The sequence below is a fragment of the Streptomyces sp. NPDC057474 genome, assembly GCF_042802555.1.
Classification (GTDB): domain Bacteria; phylum Actinomycetota; class Actinomycetes; order Streptomycetales; family Streptomycetaceae; genus Streptomyces.
Genome location: NZ_JBHVDX010000198.1, coordinates 1 through 19,703, shown reverse-complemented (window position 1 = coordinate 19,703; position 19,703 = coordinate 1). Strand labels below are relative to the sequence as shown.

The window sequence follows — 19,703 nt, the reverse complement described above, 5'->3', positions numbered from 1 at the left end:
CTTTTCGGCCCGCCCGGCCGTCGTTCTCAGGCCCGCAGGGCCTGGTCTTTCGGGGGCGCGGGGAACTGCGCGAGAAGCCCCACCCACCCGCACCCCCGAACGGCCCTCAAGCGGCTCGGTAAGGGAACGGTAAAGCGGCCCGGATCGTTCACCCGGCATGACCGCTATGACCCCCGGCTCGAACATCCCGCTGCCCGCCCCCCGCGTCGCGGTGGACGTCGCCGCGCCCGTGCGGCTCGACGTATCGGGCCTATTGCTCACCGGCGACGGCAAGGTGCGCTCGGACGACGACTTCATCTTCTACAACCAGCCGACCGGCCCGGGCGTGACGTACCGCTCCGGCGGCGGTGCGACGCCCGACTCGATCACGGTGGACACCACGGCCGTCCCCCCGGGCATCGAGAAGATCATCGTCACGGCCAGCCCGGACGCGGCGGGCCGGACGTTCCAGGGCGTCGAACCGACGGCGACGATCCGCAACGCGGCGGACGGCTCCGTGATCGCCACGTTCACCCCGCCGCAGCTGGGCACCGAGACGGCCCTGGTGATCGTGGAGATCTATCTCCGCAACGGCGCGTGGAAGGCCCGCGCGGTCGGCCAGGGGTACGCGAACGGCCTGGCGGGCATCGCGACGGACTTCGGTGTCACGGTGGAGGATTCCCCGGCCCCGGCCTCGACCCCGGCACAGCCCGCCGCCCCCATGCAACCCCCGGTGGCCCCGCCCGTCCTGTCCCCGGCCCCGAGCCGCACGGCGCCCCCGGTGCCCCCCGCCCCTCCGGCCCCGCCCGCGGCCCCCGCCCCCGGCGCCGGGAAGATCAACCTGGACAAGGGCCGCGTCAGCCTCCAGAAGAACCAGACGGTCTCTCTGGTCAAGGGCGGCCGCCCGCTGCTCTCCCAGGTCAAGATGGGCCTCGGCTGGGAGCCGGCGTACCGGGGCAAGGACATCGACCTGGACGCGTCGGTCATCGCGTACGGCCCGCAGCGCAACCACATCGACAGCTGCTACTTCGGCAAGCTCTCGATCGTGAACGGCGCGATCAAGCACTCCGGTGACAACCTCACGGGTGAGGGCGGGGGCGACGACGAGGTGATCGTGGTCGACCTCGGACGGCTTCCCCAGGAGGTCACCGGCCTGGTCTTCACGGTCAACTCCTTCTCCGGCCAGAAGTTCACCGAGGTCGCCAAGGCCTACTGCCGTCTGCTCGACGCCGCGACCGGCGAGGAGCTGGTCCGCTTCGACCTCACCAGCGCCGAGGCCCAGACCGGCGTGATGATGGCCAAGCTGATCAAGCAGTTCTCCGGCGAGTGGGAGATGACCGCGATGGGTGACTTCGTGAAGTCCCGCACGGTCAGGGGGATGGTGAAGCCGGCGGCCCAGTCGCTGTGAAGGCCCGCTGAGGGCAGGTACGCATCGCCGGGCACCCCACGACACAAGGGCGCCCGGCGGTACGCCGCCCCGTCACATCTTCATCGCCCCCGCCGCGAGGTCCCGGAGGAAGTGCCGTGCCCCGATCAGGAAGACGCGACGATCAGCGGGACGACACTCAACAACGCACCGGCCATCACCAGGGAGTAGCCGGTGTTGTAGAGGACGTTGAGGTTCGCCGGGGCGACCTGGAGGGTGACCTTCTCGGGGTCGATCATGACGACCAGGGGCCAGATGTAGTCGTTCCAGATGCCGATGCACGTGAAGAGCCGAGGAAGGCGACCGTCTGGCGTGACACCCCGGCCGGCCGGGCCACATCATGGATCGTGGCCCGACGACGGGAACCATTCGGGCTCGGCCCGCTCGCCGCCCGGCTCCCCCTGCTGATCGTCCGCCCACACGTTGTGCACTGTATCCGGCCAGGTGCGGGCTTCGGCAGGAGCCGGTGCCCGCGGGCCGCCCAGGAGTCGGTGCCCGAGTCTGGCAGGAGTCGGTGCCCGGGTCAGCCCCGGAACAGCGCCTCCGGCGTCACTGGATCACGCCGCTGTACGCGTTCAGCGCGGGCTGACCGCCGAGGTGGGCGTACAGCACGGTGGACTCCGGGCCGATCTCGTCGCGTTCGATCAGGTCGATCATCCCGGCCATCGACTTGCCCTCGTACACGGGGTCGGTGACCATGCCCTCGGTGCGTGCGGCGAGTTGCATGGCGACGAGGGTGGCATCGTCCGGGACGCCGTAGATCCCGGCGTGGTAGCGCTCGTCCAGCTCGACGTCGGCCACGGTCAACTCCCGCTTGACGCCGATGAGTTGTCCGGTGTTCTGGGCGATGCGGGCGATCTGCTCGCGGGTGGGGACCGGCTTGGCCGAGGCGTCGATACCGAGCACCCGGCGCGGCCGTCCGCCCGCCTCCTCCAGCGCTGCGAAACCGGCCACCATGCCGGCCTGGGTCGAGCCGGTCACCGAGCACACGATCACCGTGTCGAAGAAGACGCCCAACTCCCGCTCCTGCTCAGCGACTTCGTACGCCCAGCCCGCGAAGCCGAGGCCGCCGAGGGGGTGGTCGGAGGCGCCGGCCGGGATGGCGTACGGCTTGCCGCCACTCTCCTCGACCTCGCTGAGCGCCAGTTCCCAGCTCTCCTTGAAGCCGATGCCGAAGCCGGCCCGGACGAGACGTACGTCGGCGCCGGCCAGCCGGCTGATCAGGATGTTGCCGACCTTGTCGTACACGGCGTCGGGCCAGTCGACCCAACTCTCCTGTACGAGCACGCACTTGAGCCCGACGCGAGCGGCGACGGCGGCGACCTGACGGGTGTGGTTGGACTGCACACCGCCGATGGAGACGAGGGTGTCGCAGCCCTGGGCGAGCGCGTCGGCAACGAGGTACTCCAGCTTGCGGGTCTTGTTGCCGCCGTACGCGATGCCGGAGTTGCAGTCCTCGCGCTTGGCCCAGACGGAGGCACCGCCGAGGTGGGCGGTCAGGCGCTCCAGCGGATGGACCGGCGAGGGCCCGAAGAGGAGCGGGTAGCGCTCGAAGGAAGAAAGGGACACGGGTCCTCCCGGGGTGGAGTGGGGGTGGGGCGGGTCAGTGGTCCGCTTCGAGCGCGGGGGCGTCGACGGGTTCGTGGGCGGGTTCGTCGCCAGGCGCCTCGCCAGGTCCGTCGGCCGGCTCGTCGACGAGTGCGGCCAGGCCGCGCCAGATCTCCGCCGTGACACGGACCGCCTCGTCCGTGTCGCCGGCCGCGCACGCCTCGATCAACTGCTCGTGGAGGCCGGCCGAGCGGCAGTTGCCGCCCTCGCCGAACCGCCGTCGCTCCAGCCGGCGGATGAGCGGGGTGTAGCGGGCGACGGTGGCGGCTGCCGCGCGGTTGCCGCTCACCCGGACGAGGACGTCGTGCAGTGCGTCGTCGGCGACCAGGGCCGCGTCGACGTCGCCCGTGCGGACGGCCGCCGCGAACCGCTCGTTGGCCGAGCGCATCGTCTCGACATCCGCCGCGAACAGCCGGGGCACGGCGATCCGGGTGGCCAGCTCGTGCATGGCGCCGACCACGGCCGCCGCGTCCCGCACATCGGCGGCCACGACGGCCGTGACCCGCGTGTAGCTCTGCGGCTTGCTCTCCAGGAGCCCCTCGTCCACCAGCCGGGAGAACGCCTCCCGCACCGGCGCTCGCGACAGCCCCAGCAACTCCGCCAACTCGGCGTCACGCACCACCGCGCCCGGCTCGATCTCCCCGGCCACGATGGCGTCCCGGATGGCTTGGTAGGCGCGGTCCCTCAGCAGGGTGCGCCCGACCGGTCGTATGGCCTCCATGAACTGAAATGTTAGATGTCAGCACGGGTCACGAACAAGAGTGTGGCCCGTACCCCCACTGGGATACGGGCCACACTCGCCCCCGTTCGTCGGCCGCCCCACGGCCACGTCCTGCTACAGCGCGGCGTCGGGCAGGTCCCCGGATCGCTCGATGACTTCCCGAGCGAACGCCGGCAGGTCACTCACGCGTTGCCCGCTGGGTTGCATCGAGGTCCACCACTCAAGGTTCTCCCTCAAACGCCCGGAGTGCAGGTGACAGGATCCACGCCCACCGCCGTACCGCTCCCGCTCGCATCCTTCGTGACGACAGGAAGTGCCGCGCCGAGTCCGTTCTGCGTTGCCGTTGGTGAGCCATATCTTCGAAGGCGCCGGTGGTGCGTATTGCACAGCCCTCGCGCCTTCAGCGGCCTTGAACAGCCCTCCATGGCGCACGGCCGGGGCGGAGACACGGTTATCCGAGAGGGGACCACCGCCCGTTGGATCGCCATAAGCGAGCCAACGCTGGTAGTGCAGATTGCAGCATCCTCGCCCCTTGTGCGGCCTTGAGCACTCGTCGATGGCACACAACCTGGTTGCCATTCCGTCATGTTGGTGAACTTGCGCCCCTTCACTCATGCCATGGCCAGAGCCCGTCACGACAGCACTCAAGCAAGGGAACCATCCGAAAAGCCGCGTCCGAGAGGCCGCCGAAGGTGTGCCGGTTCGCCTTGCCGGAAGGGCCGTGGCCCGCCCGGTAGCCGGCGAGGTTCCAGGTGTAGACCGGCACATGGGCCGGGATCTGCTGGGTCGGGTCGCCGTAGTGGCTGTAGGTGGCCTGCTCGTCGGTGACGATCAGCACCCGGTCGTGCTTCCGGTAGTGGCGGCGGACGGCCTCGGTCGTGTCGGTGCCGCCCAGGTCGCCGAACCGGCCGATGATCTTCAGCACCGACTCGCCCGCGCCGAACTGCACCGCCCTGCTCGTGCTCCCGAACTCGACGAGATCCGCGTCCGCCGCCCGCAGCGCGAGCGCCGTGCCGAAGATCGCCGCCGCGTCGGCGTACGTGAGTGACGAGCGGTCGGTCAGCCGCGAGCCGAACATCGAGCCCGAGCGGTCGACCAGAACCAGGGTCCGGCCGGGCAGCGCGGGCACGTTGGCCAGCGAATGGCCGAGCGCCTGCTCCAGCGGGTACGCCCAGCGCAGCGAGGGCGCGTGCCGGTACGCCGAGAGGTAGCGGAACGGGAACTGCCGCGACCGCGCGACCTCCGCCGGGTCACTGATCCGGGCCGCCACCTGCGTCGCGACCTCGTCGGATACGCCCGCCTCATCGAAGTTCCGCAGGTTCCTGGTCAGGGCCATCGCTCCCATGGACGGAATGACGGCTTCCCAGGCCGCCCTGTCCATCGGCCCCTGCAGCCAGCCCGCCAGCGCCTCCCAGGTGATGCCCGCGTCGGCGAGACGCCGCGCGCCGCCCGCGCCGGCGACGACCCGGCGCCGCTTCGCCGGCCGCAACTCCATCAGGTCACGGTGCGCCGCGAGCATGGGAAGCGACTTGGGCACGACCGCCGTGTCCGGGTTGTGGCGCCGGTCGAGGGCGTACTGGAACAGGTCCCCCTGCCACGGCTTGTCCGGGTCCGGCGCCGCGTGCACCAGGTTGAGGATGTCGCCGAAGCGGTAGCCCTTGGACGCGGTGTCGTACTTCAGCAGCGACTTGGCGCTGTAGAGCCGTCGTACGGCGTCGGCGACGCCCCGCTTCACCGGCTTGGGAATGGTGCGGCCGTACCGCGAGGTCCAGTAGGCGAGCAGCTCGCCGGGCTCGTCCGGGCGCCGCAGCACCGAGTCGACGACCTGACGGTTGGTGGGCCCGTCGGTGACGCCCGCGTCGAGCCGTGCCTTCACGTACTCGGCGGCGCCCACGAGGGAGGCCGTACGGAGGTTGCCCTCGCCACGCAGCCAGCCGAGCAGGCCGGCCGTCCACGCCGGGTCGGTGACGGCGAGCCGGCGCACGAGCGCGGCGAACCGGTCGTCCCGGTCCTCGCCGCTCTCGTAGAAGGTCTTCTGCGCGACGAAGTTGGCGAGCGACAGCAGGAAAAGCTCCGAGCGCTCGTCCCGCTCACGGCCTCGGCCGCCCTCGTATGTACGGAGCACCCGCCCTGTGGAGGTGACCCGCGAGACGGGCTGCGCCTTGGTGGCCTTGGTGTTGAATCGCGCCATGATGAATTCCCCCGAATTCTTCAGCACTTCGTGCGTGGAAGGTTCTTTTCAGGGGGAGGCGCAGCAAAAGGAAGGTGCCCGAGGTCGAAGTCGGCGGCGGTGCTTATAACAGGCGCGTCTGCCATTCCGCCACATCGACCGGAGTCGATGACGGGATTCGAACCCGCACGAGGAGTTTTCCCCACCAGTTCCCGAAGTATCCGCTGCCTACGCACCGGGCACCCACCATCTGCTGCGCCTCCCGAGATCAAATTCGCACCGGGAGGTGCATGAAGTTTTGGGTGTCCAGAGATCGAAGCCGGCGGAACCGACGTAGGTGCTCTAACCCCTGAGCTACACCGGCGCGTTGTACCGGTGGCGGGACTCGAACCCGCGGCCGCCCCATTATGAGTGGAAGTAGGTCCTGCCTTCGCACCTGGACGTGCATCACTCTAGGAGGCGTACCGCGGGCCGGGCGAACGAATTAATTCACGGCCTGGTCGCGAGTGTTGTCACCGCTTCTGCCGCTTCCACGGTCCCGTGACGGCGAGCAGGATTCCCGGGGTCTGGATGTTGGCGTACAGGGTCTTTCCGTCGGGCGAGAAGGTGACGCCGGCGAACTCGCTGTACTCCGGCTCCTCCTCGGTGCCGATGTTCAGGTCGTTGCGGGCGATCGGGTATGTACGGCCGCTGTCGGTGGCGCCGAACAGGTGCTGGATGCCCTCGCCGTCCTCGGTGAGGATGATGCCGCCGTACGGGGAGACGGTGATGTTGTCGGGGCCGTCGAGGGCGCCGTCGACGGACGGGTCCGGGTTGACGCCGAGCAGGACCTTCAGGGTCAGGGTGCGGCGCTTGGGGTCGTAGAACCAGACCTGGCCGTCGTGCGCGGCGCCGGGGCTCTCCGCACGGGCGTAGGAGGAGACGATGTACGCGCCGCCGTCGCCCCACCACATGCCCTCCAGCTTGCGGGCGCGGGTGATCTCGGTGTCGGCGAACTGCTTGCGCACGGCGACGGTCCTGGCGTCGCGGTCGGGGACGTCGATCCAGTCGACTCCGAACACCGTGCCGATCTTCGTGGCGCGGGAGAGGTCGTCGACGAAGCGGCCGCCGGAGTCGTAGCACCGGGGGGCCTGGAGGACTCCCGCGTCGTCGGCGAGGGTACGGAACCTGCCGGGGCCGTAGGTGAATCCCTTGGGCGGGGTCCAGCGGAAGAAGAGGCCGTTGGGGGCCGCCGCGTCCTCGGTGAGGTAGGCGTGGCCGCGCTTGGGGTCGATGACGACGGCCTCGTGGTCGTAGCGGCCGAAGAACTTCAGCGGCTTCGGGGCGCGGTTGGCGCGGCGGTCGCAGGGGTCGACCTCGAAGACGTAGCCGTGGTCCTTGGTCATGCCGTTGACGCCGGCCCGGTCGGAGTTCTCCTCGCAGGTGAGCCAGGTGCCCCAAGGGGTGCTGCCGCCCGCGCAGTTGGTGGACGTGCCCGCGATCCCGACCCACTCGGCGACGCGCCCGTCGGGGCGTACCTCCACCACCGTGCAGCCGCCGGCCGCCGCCGGGTCGTAGACCAGTCCTTCGGTGAGCGGCACCGGGAACTCCCAGTTGGCCCGGGGTCCCTTCAGCTCGTGGTTGTTGACGAGGAGGGTGGTGCCGCGGGGGCCGGGGAAGGCGGCGGTGCCGTCGTGCTTGCCCGGCGTGAACTCGCCCGACTCCAGCTTGGTCTTCCCGCTGTACGTGATGATCCGGTACTTGAACCCGGCGGGCAGCGCCAGGATGCCCTTCGGGTCGGGCACGAGCGGGCCGTATCCGACCCCACCGTGGCGGTCCGCCCCGCGCTCGGTGCCGTCGTCGGTCTCGTTGTCGTCGTCGGTCTCCAAGTCCGCGTCCGTCGACGCGAGGGCGTTCGGCGCGGTGGCGAGTGCGCCTACGCTGCCGGCCAGCGCGACACCGGCCCCGGTGACTGCGGATCGTCTGGCGAAGTCCCTGCGGGTGAGCGACATGCTGTCTCCTGCGTGCGGTGGGCTGACCGTGGGGGGCGGACCCGAGTTGTCGCGCCACACGGTCCCGGCTGTGGCTGAACGCGGGTTGAACAGCGGGCGACATGAGCCCCCCGGCTTCGGTGAACCACCGAGGGGCCGCGCCCCTTCGACCCCCTGACGCAGGAGAGCTCGGGGTTCGGATGCGTCGGCGGATGCGGGTGAGGGTGAGTGGGGGCTGGTCGCGCACTTCCCCGCGCCCCTGAAAAGCAGGGGCCGCGCCCAGCGCTTTCAGGCCCGCAGGGCCGTGTCATCGTCTTTTGGGGGCGCGGGGAACTGCGCGAGCAACCACACACAACCCGCACCCGCCAGAACCACGGCACAACCCGAGTTACCAGGGCCCGGCCCCCTTACTACGCGCCCGGCCCCATCTGCGACCGCGCTTTGAACGCCGCCTTGCGGGCCTCCTTCGCCACCTTCTTGTCGGGGTGGATCCTCCCCATCGCCTCCAGCACATCCGGCGTGGCCGGATGGTCCACCCGCCAGGCCGCCGCGAAGAACGAACCGTGCTGCGCGGCCAACCCCTCCACCAGCGCCCGCAGCTCCGCGGAGTTCCCTTCGGCCGCCAGCTGCGCGGCGACCGTGTCGATGGTCAGCCAGAAGACCATGGCCTCGGACGGCGCGGGCACGTCGGCGGCACCGCGCTCGGTCAGCCACACCCGGGCGAGCCCGCCCAGCTCGGGGTCGTCCAGAACCTCCCGGAGTGCCGGCTCGGCCACGGCCCCCACGAGGGACAGCGCCTGCTGACAGCGCAGCCGCCGCAGCGGAGCGCCGACGTCGGAGCCACGCACGGCGGCGAGCAGCTCGCGCGCCGCGTCCAGGGACTCACGGCGCGCGAGCCACTGCTCGGTCTCGGCCTGGGCCGCCGCCGGCGGGAACCCGGCGATGCCGTCCAGCAGCGCGTCCGCACCCTTGTCGACGAGGTCCCCGACCGCGGGCGCGGGCACGCCCGCATCCTGGAGCCGCGCCCGCATCCCGTACAGCCCGAGCGGGGTGAGCCGGACCATGCCGTACCGCGTGACATCGGTGTCGTCGACGGAAGGCGCACCCTGCCCCCCGGCGGCGGCGACGGCCTCCTCCGCGTCCGTCATCAGCGCCTCGTCCACGGGCTGGTACTCCACCAGCCCGACCGGCTCCAGCACCCGGAACTGGTCGTCGAGCCGCATCATCGCGTCCGAGACCTGTTCCAGTACGTCGTTGGTGGGCTCCCCCATGTCGTCGGGGACGATCATCGACGCGGCGAGGGCGGGCAGCGGCACCGGCCCGTCGCCGGGACCGTCCTCGCTGACGGTGAGGAGGTAGAGGTTGCCGAGCACCCCGTCGAGGAAATCCGCCTCGGCGTCGGGGTCCCAGTCGAACTCGGAGAAGTCGATCTCGCCGCCGGAGTCCATGGCGCCGACGAGGCCGTCGAGGTCGGGCACGCTCGCCTCGGCGAGGGCGGTCTCCAGTGCCCTGAGCCAGATGCCGAGCACGTCCTGCGGGCCGCCGGAGGTGAGGAGCGCGAAATCCTCGCCCAGGGTGACCGTCCCCTCCTCCCCTTCATCCGGGTTCACGATCTCGACGAGCCCGGTGTCCACAGCCACCCGCCAGGCCTCGCCGGCCGAGGCCGCCGCGTCGTCGCCGTCGACGCCCTCGCCGGTGAGCCCGAGCGCCTCGGCGGCGGCGGGCAGCTGCTCGTCGACGAGTTCGCCCCCGGCGCCCACACGCGTGTCCGGCCCGGCCCAGCGGGCGAGCCGCGCGGCGCGCGAGAGCAGCGGTGTGGCGAGCGCCTCCCGCGCCAGCTCCGCTTCGGAGAGAAGCCGCACCGGCGGCAGTGGCGAGCTGTCTGACATCGGTGGGGATCTCCTCGGAACGAGCGGTGACGACGGTGGCGGTCGATACTGGTGGCGGTCGATGCTGGTGGTGTCCGTACGCGCCAGGCCTACGAGTACGAGTCGACCTACGAGTACGAGTCCACCTACAAGTACGAGCGGAATGCGGCGTCCGATCACGCGCGGCGCCCGTACAAGTACGGCAGCCGCTCAGCCTAGACGGATTTCCACCTATGCCGCCTGGTTCATGTACCTGCCAGAAGTCGGACCTGGCTGAAACCTTGACAAGTGGCCTGAGCAGGCAGGAGATTGACGCGCGTAGAAACTCACGGGTAGCCCTGGGGTGATTCCGGGGCCACCCACAGACGCGGCCATCGCAGTCCGTCGGAGTCCATTGAGGTTCTACGCGCGTCGCACCGCCCCACCGGTCGCAGGCCACCCCCCGTCCACTCTCGTCCCGGCGCTCACGTACGTCCCCGGAGGGATCCCCTTGCCGAGCAAGAGAACCGCGCGCATCGGCGCGCTGACCGTCGCCGCCATCTGCTCCACGGTGTCCACCGTGGTCCTGACCTCGCCTGCCGAGGCCGACTCCATACGCATCCACGACATCCAGGGCGCCACCCGGACGTCCCCGCTCGCCGGTCAGCAGGTGACCGGCGTGGAGGGCATCGTCACGGGCGTACGCGGCTACGGTTCGCGCGGCTTCTGGATCCAGGACACCCAGGCGGACGCCAACTCGGCCACGAGCGAGGGTGTCTTCGTCTTCACCAGCTCCCGGCCGACAGTCTCGGTGGGCGACGCGGTGACGGTCTCGGGCACCGTCTCCGAGTTCGTGCCGGGCGGCACTTCGTCCGGAAACCAGTCCGTGACGCAGATCACCCGCCCGACGATCGCGGTGGTCTCCACAGGCAACGCCGTTCCGGCCGCGACCGTCGTCGACGCCAAGTCCGTGCCGAGCAGGTACGCCCCGGCCGGCGACACCGCCGCGGGCGGCTCGGTCAACGGCCTCACGCTCGCCCCGGCAAAGTACGCCCTGGACCGATATGAGTCCCTGGAGGGCATGAACGTCCAGGTCGCCGACACCCGCGTGGTCGGCGCCACCGACCCGTTCACCGAGCTGTGGGTCACGGTGAAGCCCCGGGAGAACGACAACCGCCGTGGCGGGACGCTGTACGACTCCTACACCTCGCAGAACACCGGCCGGCTGCAGATCCAGTCGCTGGGCGCGGTCGCCGACTTCCCGAAGGCGAACGTCGGTGACGTGCTGAAGGGCACGACGGCCGGCCCGCTGGACTACAACCAGTTCGGCGGCTACACGCTCGTCGCCAACCGGATCGGCACCCTGAAGCAGGGCGGCCTGGAGCGCGAGACGACCCAGAAGCAGGCACCCGGCGAGCTCGCGGTGGCGACGTACAACGTCGAGAACCTGGACCCCTCGGACGGCAGCTTCGCGGACCACGCGGCCGCGATCGTGCACAACCTGCAGTCGCCCGACATCGTGACCCTGGAGGAGATCCAGGACAACAACGGCGCCACCAACGACGGTACGGTCGCCGCCGACCAGACGGTGAAGAAGCTGGTCGAGGCGATCACGGCGGCGGGCGGACCGACGTACGACTGGCGGTCCATCGACCCGGTGAACCTCGCGGACGGCGGTGAGCCCGGCGGCAACATCCGCCAGGTCTTCCTGTTCAACCCCGAGCGGGTCTCCTTCACCGACCGCGCGGGCGGCGACGCCACGACCGCGGCCGGGGTGACGAAGGTGAACGGCAAGGCGCAGCTGACGGTGTCTCCGGGCCGGGTCGACCCGGCGAACGCCGCCTGGACGAACAGCCGCAAGCCGCTCGTCGGCGAGTTCTCCTTCCGCGGCAAGTCCATCTTCGTGATCGCGAACCACTTCGCGTCCAAGGGCGGCGACCAGGCACTGCACTCGGAGTTCCAGCCGCCGAAGCGCAGCTCGGAGACCCAGCGCCACCTGCAGGCGACCGCCGTGAACGCGTTCGTCAAGCAGATCCTGGCGAAGGAGAAGAAGGCGGACGTCATCGCCCTCGGCGACATCAACGACTTCGAGTTCTCCGACACCGCGGAGCTGCTGGAGGACGACGGCGTCCTGTGGTCGGCGATCAAGTCGCTGCCGAAGCGGGAGCGTTACTCGTACGTCTTCCAGGGCAACGCCCAGGTCCTCGACCAGATCCTGGTCAGCCGCTCGATCCGGCGCTCCACCGGGTTCACGTACGACAGCGTGCACGTCAACTCGGAGTTCAACGACCAGATCAGCGACCACGACCCGCAGGTGCTGCGGTTCAGGCCGTAACCGTCGGTGGTTCTCAGGGCTGGCTGAACACGCCGTTCAGCCAGCCCTGCCAGGCGGTCTCGTCCGCCTCCGCGTCGACGCCCGGCGCGAAGTCGTGGACGCTCATGCCGACGCGGTAACCCCAGTGGTTGCGGCCGAAGAAGCGGATCAGGGCGTCGTCGGTGCGCAGGCCGATGAAGTACGGGTTCCGGTAGTCGACCACGGCGTCGAGGAGTTGTCCGTCCGGGCCCTTGGCCTGGACACGGGTGCCCTCGGGAGCGTCGTCCGCGAGGCCGAGCGCTCGTCCGACGGTGATGAGCGCGTCGGCGGTCCCGGACGTCTCGGGCCCGTCGAAGGTGGCGAACGCGGTGACCGTCCGGCCCGCGAAGCGCGTCAGGTACTGGCGCAGGGTGTGCAGATAGAACTCGGTGTGCTTGGCGGCGCCGTCGTACTGGTTGTCCCAGTCGTCGACGAAGATGCCGCTGTGCACATACCGCACCCAGGCGCGTCGGCCCTCGTCGCGCGGTTCGATCGTGTAGTCCAGCTGGTTGAGGGTCTGTTCGGAGATGCCCTCGACGTTCTCGACACGGTTGGTGTACCGGTGGGGCGGCTCCCACGCGATGACCTCGGAGCCGAACGGCCCCTTGCCACCGACACGCGGCTCCGGTGCCTCCATCGGCCACAGCCACCCGCCGGTCCCGGCGGTGACGGCCTCCCACACCTCCTCGGGAGTGGCGTCGACCTCGAACTCCCGGGCGATCTCGAATTCCTTGGGCATGACGTGCTCCTCAACGGGTCCTACTGATCTGACAGTTCGGGCCGATCGATATGTGGGCGCTGTTCGCGCTGATCGCGCTGATCGCGCTCTTCGGGCTGATCGGGCGCTTCGGTGGCCTGCGGCCTGACCGTGGGGTGTACGGCGACGACGATCCGGTGGCCCCGGCCGCCCTCGGCGTCGGGGGCGTCGTACTTGCGGATCAGCGCGCCCACCCCCGCCGTCAGTTCCTGGACGAACGCGGCCCGGTCGGCGGCCGAGGCGAAGGTGACCTCGCCGTCCAGCGCGTAGGTCGCGAGCCGCTTGCGGGCCTTGGCCGCGCCCGTGATGAGCGACCCGACGTCCCGGACCAGCCGGGCGCCGAGCGCGAGCAGCCAGCGCGCGGAGAGCTGGTCCCGGAAACGATCGGGGTCCGGCTGTACGGCGGCGAGCGCGAGCGGTGAGATCACGTACGACGCGGCGGTCGCCCGCATCAGCCGCTCGGTGACATTGCCCTTGCGGCGCTCCCCCGCCAGCTCGACCAGGCCGTGCCGCTCCAACGCCTTCAGGTGGTAGTTCACCTTCTGGCGCGGCAGTCCGACCTTTCCGGCCAGCATGGCGGCCGACGCGGGCCCGGCCGCCAGCTCGGCGAGCAGCCGGGCCCGTATGGGGTCCAGCGAGACCGCCGCTGCCTCGGGGTCCTCGATCACGGTGACGTCCAACATGACTCCACCGTCCCACCGAATACTTTTTTTGTCCAGACGGTTATAGTTTTCGGTGCGCTCACGGCGGCGGTCGGCGGGTCAGTGCGGGACGAGGCCGAGCGCGTACTCGTAGCGGGTGACCGATCCGTTCTTCGTCAGTCCGGGCCAGGTCTGTACGCGCTGCCAGAGTGCCGAGGGCGAGCCGATGCCGTCGCCGGGGGTGGCGAGGGCGTCGATGTGGTGCTGGGCGGTCTCCCACTCGGCGTAGTTGAGGACGCGGGTGCCGTCGGTGCTGAGGTGGAAGTGGGCTGAGATACCGCCGGGGTGCGAGTTCGGCTCGGCGGTGAGCGCCTCCTCGACGGCGTCCACCCAGGCGCGCTGCCGCGCCGGGTCCGGCCCGTCGAACTCGATGTCGACGATCACGACACACCCCGGCACCCGTGCCGCCCGGCCCTCGTCCCCCGCGAGGCTGCGGTACCGCCGGTACCGCCCGAGCCCCACCCGCTCGATCCCCGGCACGGCGGTGTCGATGGCGTCGTTGCGCTCCTGCCGACGCGTCTTGACGAAGGCTTCATACGCCTGCTCGTCGGCCCATTGCGAGTAGTGCAGCAGGCCGGAGCCGTCCTCCGCCGCATAGACGAAGTACCCCAACAGCCCGTCGGTGGGCCAGGGCCGCCGCTGCCAGGTGTCGGCGATGGCCTCGACGGTCTGCCGCTGCCTCAGCGGCGTACCCACCTGCCAGGTGCTGAAGAAGGGCGCCCCGACGTCGGGGCGGTCGAGGACGGGATGGAGGTCCGTACGACGGGTCATGCCGCTCTCCCATGATCGGTACTCGGTGTGCGTGCACCGACCACCTTTCAACCTCAACCAGGATTCAGGTCAAGTCCGCGATTCGGGGCCCTGTTTCGGGAGACCCGCCCGGTCATGGACGAGAAGCGGCCCGAGGCCGAGCGGGTGGGGAAGGGACCGGAAACCGGGGCGGATACCGGGACCGTGTCCGGGGAGGAAACCGAGCAGCGGACCGGCGCGGACGGTCCCACCGGACTGCCGAGGCGTTCGTGGTGGGCGGTGGTGCGGCGCACGGTCAAGGAGTTCCAGGACGACGAACTGTCCGACCGGGCGGCCGCGTTGACGTACTACGGCGTCCTGTCGCTGTTCCCCGCGCTACTGGTGCTGGTGTCGATGCTCGGGGTCGTCGGGCAGCGCGCGACCGACAAGATCCTGGACAACATCGGTGACTTGGCGCCCGGCCCCGCGCGGGACATCCTGCGGGACGCTGTCGTCCAGCTGGGCGACAGCGGCGGTACGGGCGGAGTGCTGGCGATCGTCGGCCTGCTGGCGGCGGTGTGGTCGGCGTCGGGGTACGTGGCCGCGTTCATCCGCACCTCCAACGCGGTGTACGACCTGCCGGAGGGCCGCCCGGTGTGGAAGCTGACGCCGCTGCGGATCGCCCTGACCCTGGTGCTGATGGTGATGCTGGCGGTGAGCGCGTTGATCGTGGTGTTCACCGGGCCGCTGGCCGAGCGCGCGGGCACGACGATCGGGCTCGGTGACGCGGCCATCGCGATGTGGGACATCGCCAAGTGGCCGGTGCTGCTGGTGCTGGTGACCCTGATGATCGCGCTGCTGTACTGGGCCGCGCCCAACGTCCGTGGCCGGGGCTTCCGTTGGGTCAGCCCCGGCGGTGTCCTCGCCACGCTCATCTGGCTCGCCGCGTCCGCCGGCTTCGCCGTCTACGCCGCCAACTTCGGCTCCTACAACAAGACCTACGGCACCCTCGCCGGCGCCGTCGTCTTCCTCATCTGGCTCTGGCTCACCAACCTCGCGATCCTGCTGGGCCTCGAATTCGACGCGGAACTCTCCCGCGAACTCGCCATCACCGAGGGCCGCTCCCCCACCGACGAGCCCTATGTCGAACCCCGCGACACCCGCAAGTGGCCACCCCGGCTGCGGGCCCTGCGAGAGGCCCGCGCCCGGGCTGCGGGTGAACCGGACGCGATGAGCAAGGGGTGAGGGCGTGAGCCATGAGCCGGGGAGGAGGCCTCGACTCCGCCGCCGCCCTGACAGCCCTGACAATGGCGGGCCCACTCCAACCGCCGGCGCGTGCGGACCGTAACCGATCATCGTCCGTGCGTGCGGCCCACACCCGGCCGCAGTCATCGCATGCGAACAGGTGAGAAGCCGCCCCTCACCAAGCCCCTTCGAGCGCCACGCCCTTGACCAAGCTTTTCGACGAGCCGGGCCCGCACCAAACCTCAAGCTTCTCGAGGCACCAAGCCTTTCGAGCTGGACCGGTCAGCAAGGCGAGTCGGGTGGGCGGGTGAGCAAAGGAGGGGCCGCCAGGGTCAGTGGTAGTGCCGCCAGATCAGTATCCCCGCCGCGGCCACGGCGACACCCGCGCCGCCCACGACGACCGCCTCCCGGGGCACCCGCTCCCACGCCGTGTGCACCCTCGCCTTCGCATCGGCCTTGGCCGTGTGCACCCTGGCCTTCGCATCGGCCTTGGCCGAGTGCACCCTCGCCTTCACATCGGCCTTGGCGGCCAGTTCCTCGACCGTGTCGCCGAGCTGCGCCCGGGTCACCTCGATCTGCCGCCGGAGTTCATCGGGCCCCTTGGCGCCCACCGAACCATCGGTCCTGCTGGATGCTTGCGTCATCGCCGAGCCCTCCCCTTGATCTCGTCCACGTCCGCCTTGACGCTGTCGAGTGCCCGCTCCGGCTTGGGCGGGGTGGCCTGCCGCAGTTGCGCGCGCCCGACCGCAGCCAGTACGGCGGCGATCACGAAGAGCACAGCCATGACGATGAGCGCGGCAGCCCACACGTCCAGCACCAGGGACAGCGCCGCGACCCCGGCGGCGGCGAGGGTCATGAACCCCACGTAGGCGACGGCGCCGGCCGCGCCGAGGAGCCCGCCGCCGCGCCCCGCGCGTCGCCCTTTCTCGGCCAGCTCCTCCTTGGCGAGGGCGACCTCCTGTCGTACGAGCAGGGAGAGCTGTTCGGTGGCCTGCCCGACCAGCTCGCCCACGGAGTGGTGGTCGTGTTCGCCCGGCCCCGGACGCGCGGATCGCACAGAGCGCACGAGTCGCGTGGGCCTGGTCTCGGTGGTCCCGGTCACGGTGTCGCCTCCTCACACATCGGGACGCCCCGAGTACCCCGCCCGGCCCGCGCTACCCCTGCGGCGGAGTCCCGGACCCCCGCTCGCCGAGCCCGCCGCCCGGCTCTGGAACCAGGGACAGCACCGGGTGGGCGATCTTGTATCCGCTCGGCGGCTCCAACGATTAGCCCGTTCGCCGGATGGGCTCACCCCTCAACCTCGTAGCAAAACTCCCCCGTATCTCGTAGAAGAATTAAGTGGAGCTTCATAATGAACACGCCGAGACTACCCGTATGACCCTCACCCACCGCCCCACCCCCTTCGGCCGCGCCCTCTGCGCGATGATCACGCCCTTCACCACGTCCGGCGCGCTCGACCTCGACGGGGCCCAGCGGCTCGCCGACCGGCTGGTGGCGGAGGGGTGCGACGGGCTGGTGCTGTCCGGTACGACGGGCGAGTCGCCGACGACGACGGACGAGGAGAAGGCGGAGCTGATCCGTGCCGTACGCGCGGCGGTCGGCGAGCGGGCCGTGATCGTGGCCGGGGTGGGCACCGCCGACACCCGGCACACCGTGGAGCTGGCGCTGGCGGCGGAGAAGGCGGGCGCGGACGGCCTGTTGGCGGTCACGCCGTACTACAGCAGGCCCCCGCAGGACGCGGTCGAGGCCCACTTCCGCGAACTCGCCGACGCCTCGGGACTGCCCGTCGCCCTGTACGACATCCCCGGCCGCACCGGCACCCGGATCGAACCGGAGACCATGATCCGGCTGGCGGGCCACCCCCGGATCGTGGCGGTGAAGGACTGCGCGTACGACCTCCTCGGCACCCAGAAGGTGCTGGCGGAGACGGAGTTGGCGTACTACACGGGCTGCGACGAGTACGTCCTCGCGCTGTACGCGATCGGCGGGTCGGGTTACGTCAGCACGGTCGCGAACGCGGCGCCCCGCCACTTCCGGGCGGTCATCGACGCGTTCGACGCGGGCGACACCGCCGAGGCGGCCCGGCTTCAGCGACGGACCATTCCGCTCACCGAGTCGATGATGTCCTCGGGCCTGCCCGGCACCGTCACGGCGAAGGCTCTCCTGGGGCGGCTCGGACTGCCGGCCGGCCCGGTCCGCGCACCGCTGCGGCCCGCCGGCCACGAGATGACCGACGGGCTGCTGGCGGCGTACGAGGAACTGGTCAGCGCTCGCTGAACATCGGGGTCCAGCGGCCGGCGTAGTCGGACGAGGCCTTGCGGAAGTCGCTGAGCTGGACGACCTTGTCGCTGCCGACGGTCACCAGCAGGAGCTGGTTGCGGAACTCGTTCTTGCCGTTGCACCGCTCGGGATCGCAGCCCCAGATGACGAGCCGCTCGTCGTCGACCCAGGCGAGCGACTGCTGACCGCCGGACACCTTGGCGACCTGCTTGCCGGTGTAGGCGTCGAGCACCGTACCGCCGGACGCGACGAGTTCGCCGTTCGGGGACAGCCCCGCGCGCTCGGCCCAGTGCGTGTACTTCTCATTCGCGGGCTTGGCGGCCTCGTTGCCCTCGAAGTCGTAGAACCGCTGGTGGGGTTCGGTGGTGAGCCCCGAGTACACCAGCTTGCCGTCGTGGCTGAACGCGAAGTCCTGGCGGACGTTGAGGTCACCGTCGCTGTTGTCCGTGACCTCGCTCCAGGAGCTCTCGCCGGAGTCGACGTCGACGATGTAGAAGCCGGTCCGGTCCGACTGGAACCACTTGGGCCCCCAGTCGTTCTTCTTGCCGTCTCCGTCCGAGTCGTAGTCCAACTTGGACAGCAGATCGGGGTTCTTGCTGTACGTCGTGGCGACGAGCTTGCTCCCGTCGGGCGAGAACTCGACACCGGCGACACCCCGGTCGACCGGGATCCAGCGCTCGACCTCTCCGGTGTAGAGGTCGAGGATCCCGATCCGCTGGGCCGGGAGGTCCTTCTCCAGGACGGCCGCGGTGCGCAGACCGGGGGCGAAGTCGATGTAGGACCACTTGGCCGTCTTCTCGTACTTGCCGGTCTTCTGGTCGAGCAGCCAGTAGTCGCGCACGTGGTCGGCGACCTTCTCCGTCCGCTTGACGATGTTCCACGAGTAGTAGCCCGCCAGCGCCACGTCCCCGGCCGCGATCAGGTCGCGCGGCGGCGACTGGTCGGGGTGGGCGATGATGTCGCTCCTGTTCATCTCGGTGGCGAAGCGCACCTCGTCCTTGTCCTTGCCGGAGCCCAGCAGGGGCACGGCCACCGCGACGGCGACCACGGCGGCGGTGGCCGCGGCGACGGTCGCGAACGTTCGGGTCCGGCGGCGGCGCCGGACGTTCAGTACCCGGTCGGCGAAGCCCGGGGCCAGTGGCGGCTGTTCGGCGGACTGCTCCCGGAGGGAGTCGCGCACCAGTTCGTCGACGTTCACGGACGCACCTCCACGGGCGAGAAGTCACGGGACGGCTTCTGCTCGGCCGCGGCGGGCCCGAGCGCGGCCAACTCGGGCGCGAGTTCACGCAGTCGGGCGAGCGAGCGGTGGGTCGTGGACCGGACGGTCCCGACGGAGCACCCGAGGAGCCGGGCCACATCGCCCTCGGGCAGGTCCTCGAAGTAGCGCAGCACGAGCACGGTCCGCTGGCGGGCGGTGAGCCGGGCCAGCGCCCCGCGCATCACGAGCCGCAGCTCGACACCGGCCGCCCCGTCCGCGGCGCCGCCACTCTCGGGCGGCTCGGCGACGGTCAGCTCCCGTCGCCGCCACTTCAGCCGCCACCGGCTGACCTGCTGCCGATAGAGGATCCGCCGTACGTACGCCTCCGGCTCGTCGATCCGCTGCCAGCGTCCGGCTGCCTTGATCAGCGCGTTCTGCAGCAGGTCCTCGGCGGCGTGGCGGTCCCCGCCGCTCAGCAGCACGGCGGTCTTCAGCAGCGCCGACGACCGTCCGGCCACGAATTCCCGGAAACTCTCCTGCCCCGCGGCATCCATCGTCACCTTCTCTTCCCTGGCGGGCCCCGTGTCCCGTCCCTGTGCCCCTTGTGACGCGCGGACCCGTGCCCGGCTATGTCACCCCGGAGGAGAAAGTCGTGGACGGAACTTAGACGTGGAGGGGGCGGAGACACGGTTCGGGCCCGTACGCGCGCGTGCGCGTAC

Annotated in this window: 18 protein-coding genes; 5 read left to right on the top strand and 13 right to left on the bottom strand. The window is 70.5% G+C overall.

What is annotated here, in order from left to right; translation table 11 throughout:
- The first annotated feature begins 166 nt into the window (after window positions 1–166).
- Complete coding sequence (locus tag ACFU53_RS37140; RefSeq protein WP_384002914.1) at window positions 167–1,387, top strand: TerD family protein; 1,221 nt, start codon at window positions 167–169, stop codon at window positions 1,385–1,387.
- Window positions 1,388–1,512: 125 nt separating this feature from the next.
- On the opposite strand, the gene ACFU53_RS37135 is transcribed toward ACFU53_RS37140, so the two are convergent.
- The 6 genes from ACFU53_RS37135 to ACFU53_RS37110 form a co-directional block, all read right to left on the bottom strand.
- A complete protein-coding gene (locus ACFU53_RS37135) occupies window positions 1,513–1,644 on the bottom strand; it encodes a hypothetical protein (protein WP_384002908.1) in 132 nt (43 codons plus the stop codon).
- Between the two features lie 310 nt (window positions 1,645–1,954).
- Window positions 1,955–2,974 carry a 1-aminocyclopropane-1-carboxylate deaminase gene (locus ACFU53_RS37130; RefSeq protein WP_384002905.1) on the bottom strand — a complete coding sequence of 340 codons (1,020 nt, stop codon included), beginning with the start codon at window positions 2,972–2,974 and terminating at the stop codon, window positions 1,955–1,957.
- Between the two features lie 34 nt (window positions 2,975–3,008).
- Window positions 3,009–3,734 (bottom strand): GntR family transcriptional regulator, encoded by a 726-nt coding sequence (locus tag ACFU53_RS37125; protein WP_384002902.1) that lies wholly within the window; start codon window positions 3,732–3,734, stop codon window positions 3,009–3,011.
- A 607-nt stretch (window positions 3,735–4,341) separates the two neighbouring features.
- Window positions 4,342–5,925 (bottom strand): TROVE domain-containing protein, encoded by a 1,584-nt coding sequence (locus tag ACFU53_RS37120; protein ID WP_384002900.1) that lies wholly within the window; start codon window positions 5,923–5,925, stop codon window positions 4,342–4,344.
- A gap of 491 nt (window positions 5,926–6,416) precedes the next feature.
- On the bottom strand, window positions 6,417–7,895 hold the full coding sequence (locus ACFU53_RS37115) for an alkaline phosphatase PhoX (RefSeq protein WP_384002897.1): 1,479 nt from the start codon (window positions 7,893–7,895) through the stop codon (window positions 6,417–6,419).
- Window positions 7,896–8,284: 389 nt separating this feature from the next.
- Window positions 8,285–9,763 (bottom strand): hypothetical protein, encoded by a 1,479-nt coding sequence (locus ACFU53_RS37110; protein WP_384002894.1) that lies wholly within the window; start codon window positions 9,761–9,763, stop codon window positions 8,285–8,287.
- A gap of 51 nt (window positions 9,764–9,814) precedes the next feature.
- Here ACFU53_RS37110 and ACFU53_RS37105 point away from each other — a divergent pair, with 51 nt between their 5' ends.
- Both ACFU53_RS37105 and ACFU53_RS37100 read left to right on the top strand, forming a co-directional pair.
- Window positions 9,815–9,961: a hypothetical protein gene (locus tag ACFU53_RS37105; protein WP_384002890.1), complete on the top strand. Its 147-nt coding sequence runs from the start codon at window positions 9,815–9,817 to the stop codon at window positions 9,959–9,961.
- Window positions 9,962–10,232: 271 nt separating this feature from the next.
- Window positions 10,233–12,056, top strand: coding sequence for an endonuclease/exonuclease/phosphatase family protein (locus ACFU53_RS37100; protein WP_384002887.1), 1,824 nt, complete (start codon window positions 10,233–10,235; stop codon window positions 12,054–12,056).
- A 13-nt stretch (window positions 12,057–12,069) separates the two neighbouring features.
- Here ACFU53_RS37100 and ACFU53_RS37095 read toward each other — a convergent pair whose 3' ends face one another.
- The 3 genes from ACFU53_RS37095 to ACFU53_RS37085 all read right to left on the bottom strand — a co-directional run bounded on the left by ACFU53_RS37095 (window position 12,070) and on the right by ACFU53_RS37085 (window position 14,303).
- Window positions 12,070–12,813 (bottom strand): SRPBCC domain-containing protein, encoded by a 744-nt coding sequence (locus ACFU53_RS37095; RefSeq protein ID WP_384002884.1) that lies wholly within the window; start codon window positions 12,811–12,813, stop codon window positions 12,070–12,072.
- A gap of 20 nt (window positions 12,814–12,833) precedes the next feature.
- Complete coding sequence (locus ACFU53_RS37090; protein WP_384002881.1) at window positions 12,834–13,514, bottom strand: ArsR/SmtB family transcription factor; 681 nt, start codon at window positions 13,512–13,514, stop codon at window positions 12,834–12,836.
- Between the two features lie 78 nt (window positions 13,515–13,592).
- Complete coding sequence (locus ACFU53_RS37085) at window positions 13,593–14,303, bottom strand: antibiotic biosynthesis monooxygenase (protein ID WP_384002878.1); 711 nt, start codon at window positions 14,301–14,303, stop codon at window positions 13,593–13,595.
- A 114-nt stretch (window positions 14,304–14,417) separates the two neighbouring features.
- Here ACFU53_RS37085 and ACFU53_RS37080 point away from each other — a divergent pair, with 114 nt between their 5' ends.
- Complete coding sequence (locus tag ACFU53_RS37080; RefSeq protein ID WP_384002875.1) at window positions 14,418–15,506, top strand: YihY/virulence factor BrkB family protein; 1,089 nt, start codon at window positions 14,418–14,420, stop codon at window positions 15,504–15,506.
- A 332-nt stretch (window positions 15,507–15,838) separates the two neighbouring features.
- On the opposite strand, the gene ACFU53_RS37075 is transcribed toward ACFU53_RS37080, so the two are convergent.
- Complete coding sequence (locus ACFU53_RS37075; RefSeq protein WP_384002872.1) at window positions 15,839–16,150, bottom strand: DUF3618 domain-containing protein; 312 nt, start codon at window positions 16,148–16,150, stop codon at window positions 15,839–15,841.
- Window positions 16,147–16,608, bottom strand: coding sequence for a phage holin family protein (locus ACFU53_RS37070; protein ID WP_384002869.1), 462 nt, complete (start codon window positions 16,606–16,608; stop codon window positions 16,147–16,149). The genes ACFU53_RS37075 and ACFU53_RS37070 overlap by 4 nt, the downstream gene beginning before the upstream one ends.
- 272 nt (window positions 16,609–16,880) lie before the next feature.
- Here ACFU53_RS37070 and dapA point away from each other — a divergent pair, with 272 nt between their 5' ends.
- Window positions 16,881–17,783, top strand: coding sequence for a 4-hydroxy-tetrahydrodipicolinate synthase (gene dapA, locus ACFU53_RS37065; RefSeq protein ID WP_384002866.1), 903 nt, complete (start codon window positions 16,881–16,883; stop codon window positions 17,781–17,783).
- On the opposite strand, the gene ACFU53_RS37060 is transcribed toward dapA, so the two are convergent.
- Both ACFU53_RS37060 and ACFU53_RS37055 read right to left on the bottom strand, forming a co-directional pair.
- Window positions 17,770–18,984 carry a WD40 repeat domain-containing protein gene (locus tag ACFU53_RS37060; RefSeq protein ID WP_384002863.1) on the bottom strand — a complete coding sequence of 405 codons (1,215 nt, stop codon included), beginning with the start codon at window positions 18,982–18,984 and terminating at the stop codon, window positions 17,770–17,772. The genes dapA and ACFU53_RS37060 overlap by 14 nt on opposite strands.
- Window positions 18,981–19,538, bottom strand: a complete 558-nt coding sequence (locus ACFU53_RS37055; RefSeq protein ID WP_384002911.1) for a SigE family RNA polymerase sigma factor — start codon at window positions 19,536–19,538, stop codon at window positions 18,981–18,983. Before ACFU53_RS37055 ends, ACFU53_RS37060 begins: the two co-directional genes overlap by 4 nt.
- Between the last annotated feature and the right edge of the window lie 165 nt (window positions 19,539–19,703).

Bases quoted from the DNA above. Each gene is read 5' to 3' on its own strand.
- ACFU53_RS37140 (WP_384002914.1), top strand. From the start codon at position 167: ATGACCCCCGGCTCGAACATCCCGCTGCCCGCCCCCCGCGTCGCGGTG.
- ACFU53_RS37135 (WP_384002908.1), bottom strand. From the start codon at position 1,644: ATGATCGACCCCGAGAAGGTCACCCTCCAGGTCGCCCCGGCGAACCTC.
- ACFU53_RS37125 (WP_384002902.1), bottom strand. From the start codon at position 3,734: ATGGAGGCCATACGACCGGTCGGGCGCACCCTGCTGAGGGACCGCGCC.
- ACFU53_RS37120 (WP_384002900.1), bottom strand. From the start codon at position 5,925: ATGGCGCGATTCAACACCAAGGCCACCAAGGCGCAGCCCGTCTCGCGG.
- ACFU53_RS37115 (WP_384002897.1), bottom strand. From the start codon at position 7,895: ATGTCGCTCACCCGCAGGGACTTCGCCAGACGATCCGCAGTCACCGGG.
- ACFU53_RS37110 (WP_384002894.1), bottom strand. From the start codon at position 9,763: ATGTCAGACAGCTCGCCACTGCCGCCGGTGCGGCTTCTCTCCGAAGCG.
- ACFU53_RS37095 (WP_384002884.1), bottom strand. From the start codon at position 12,813: ATGCCCAAGGAATTCGAGATCGCCCGGGAGTTCGAGGTCGACGCCACT.
- ACFU53_RS37090 (WP_384002881.1), bottom strand. From the start codon at position 13,514: ATGTTGGACGTCACCGTGATCGAGGACCCCGAGGCAGCGGCGGTCTCG.
- ACFU53_RS37085 (WP_384002878.1), bottom strand. From the start codon at position 14,303: ATGACCCGTCGTACGGACCTCCATCCCGTCCTCGACCGCCCCGACGTC.
- ACFU53_RS37080 (WP_384002875.1), top strand. From the start codon at position 14,418: ATGGACGAGAAGCGGCCCGAGGCCGAGCGGGTGGGGAAGGGACCGGAA.
- ACFU53_RS37075 (WP_384002872.1), bottom strand. From the start codon at position 16,150: ATGACGCAAGCATCCAGCAGGACCGATGGTTCGGTGGGCGCCAAGGGG.
- dapA (WP_384002866.1), top strand. From the start codon at position 16,881: ATGACCCTCACCCACCGCCCCACCCCCTTCGGCCGCGCCCTCTGCGCG.
- ACFU53_RS37055 (WP_384002911.1), bottom strand. From the start codon at position 19,538: ATGGATGCCGCGGGGCAGGAGAGTTTCCGGGAATTCGTGGCCGGACGG.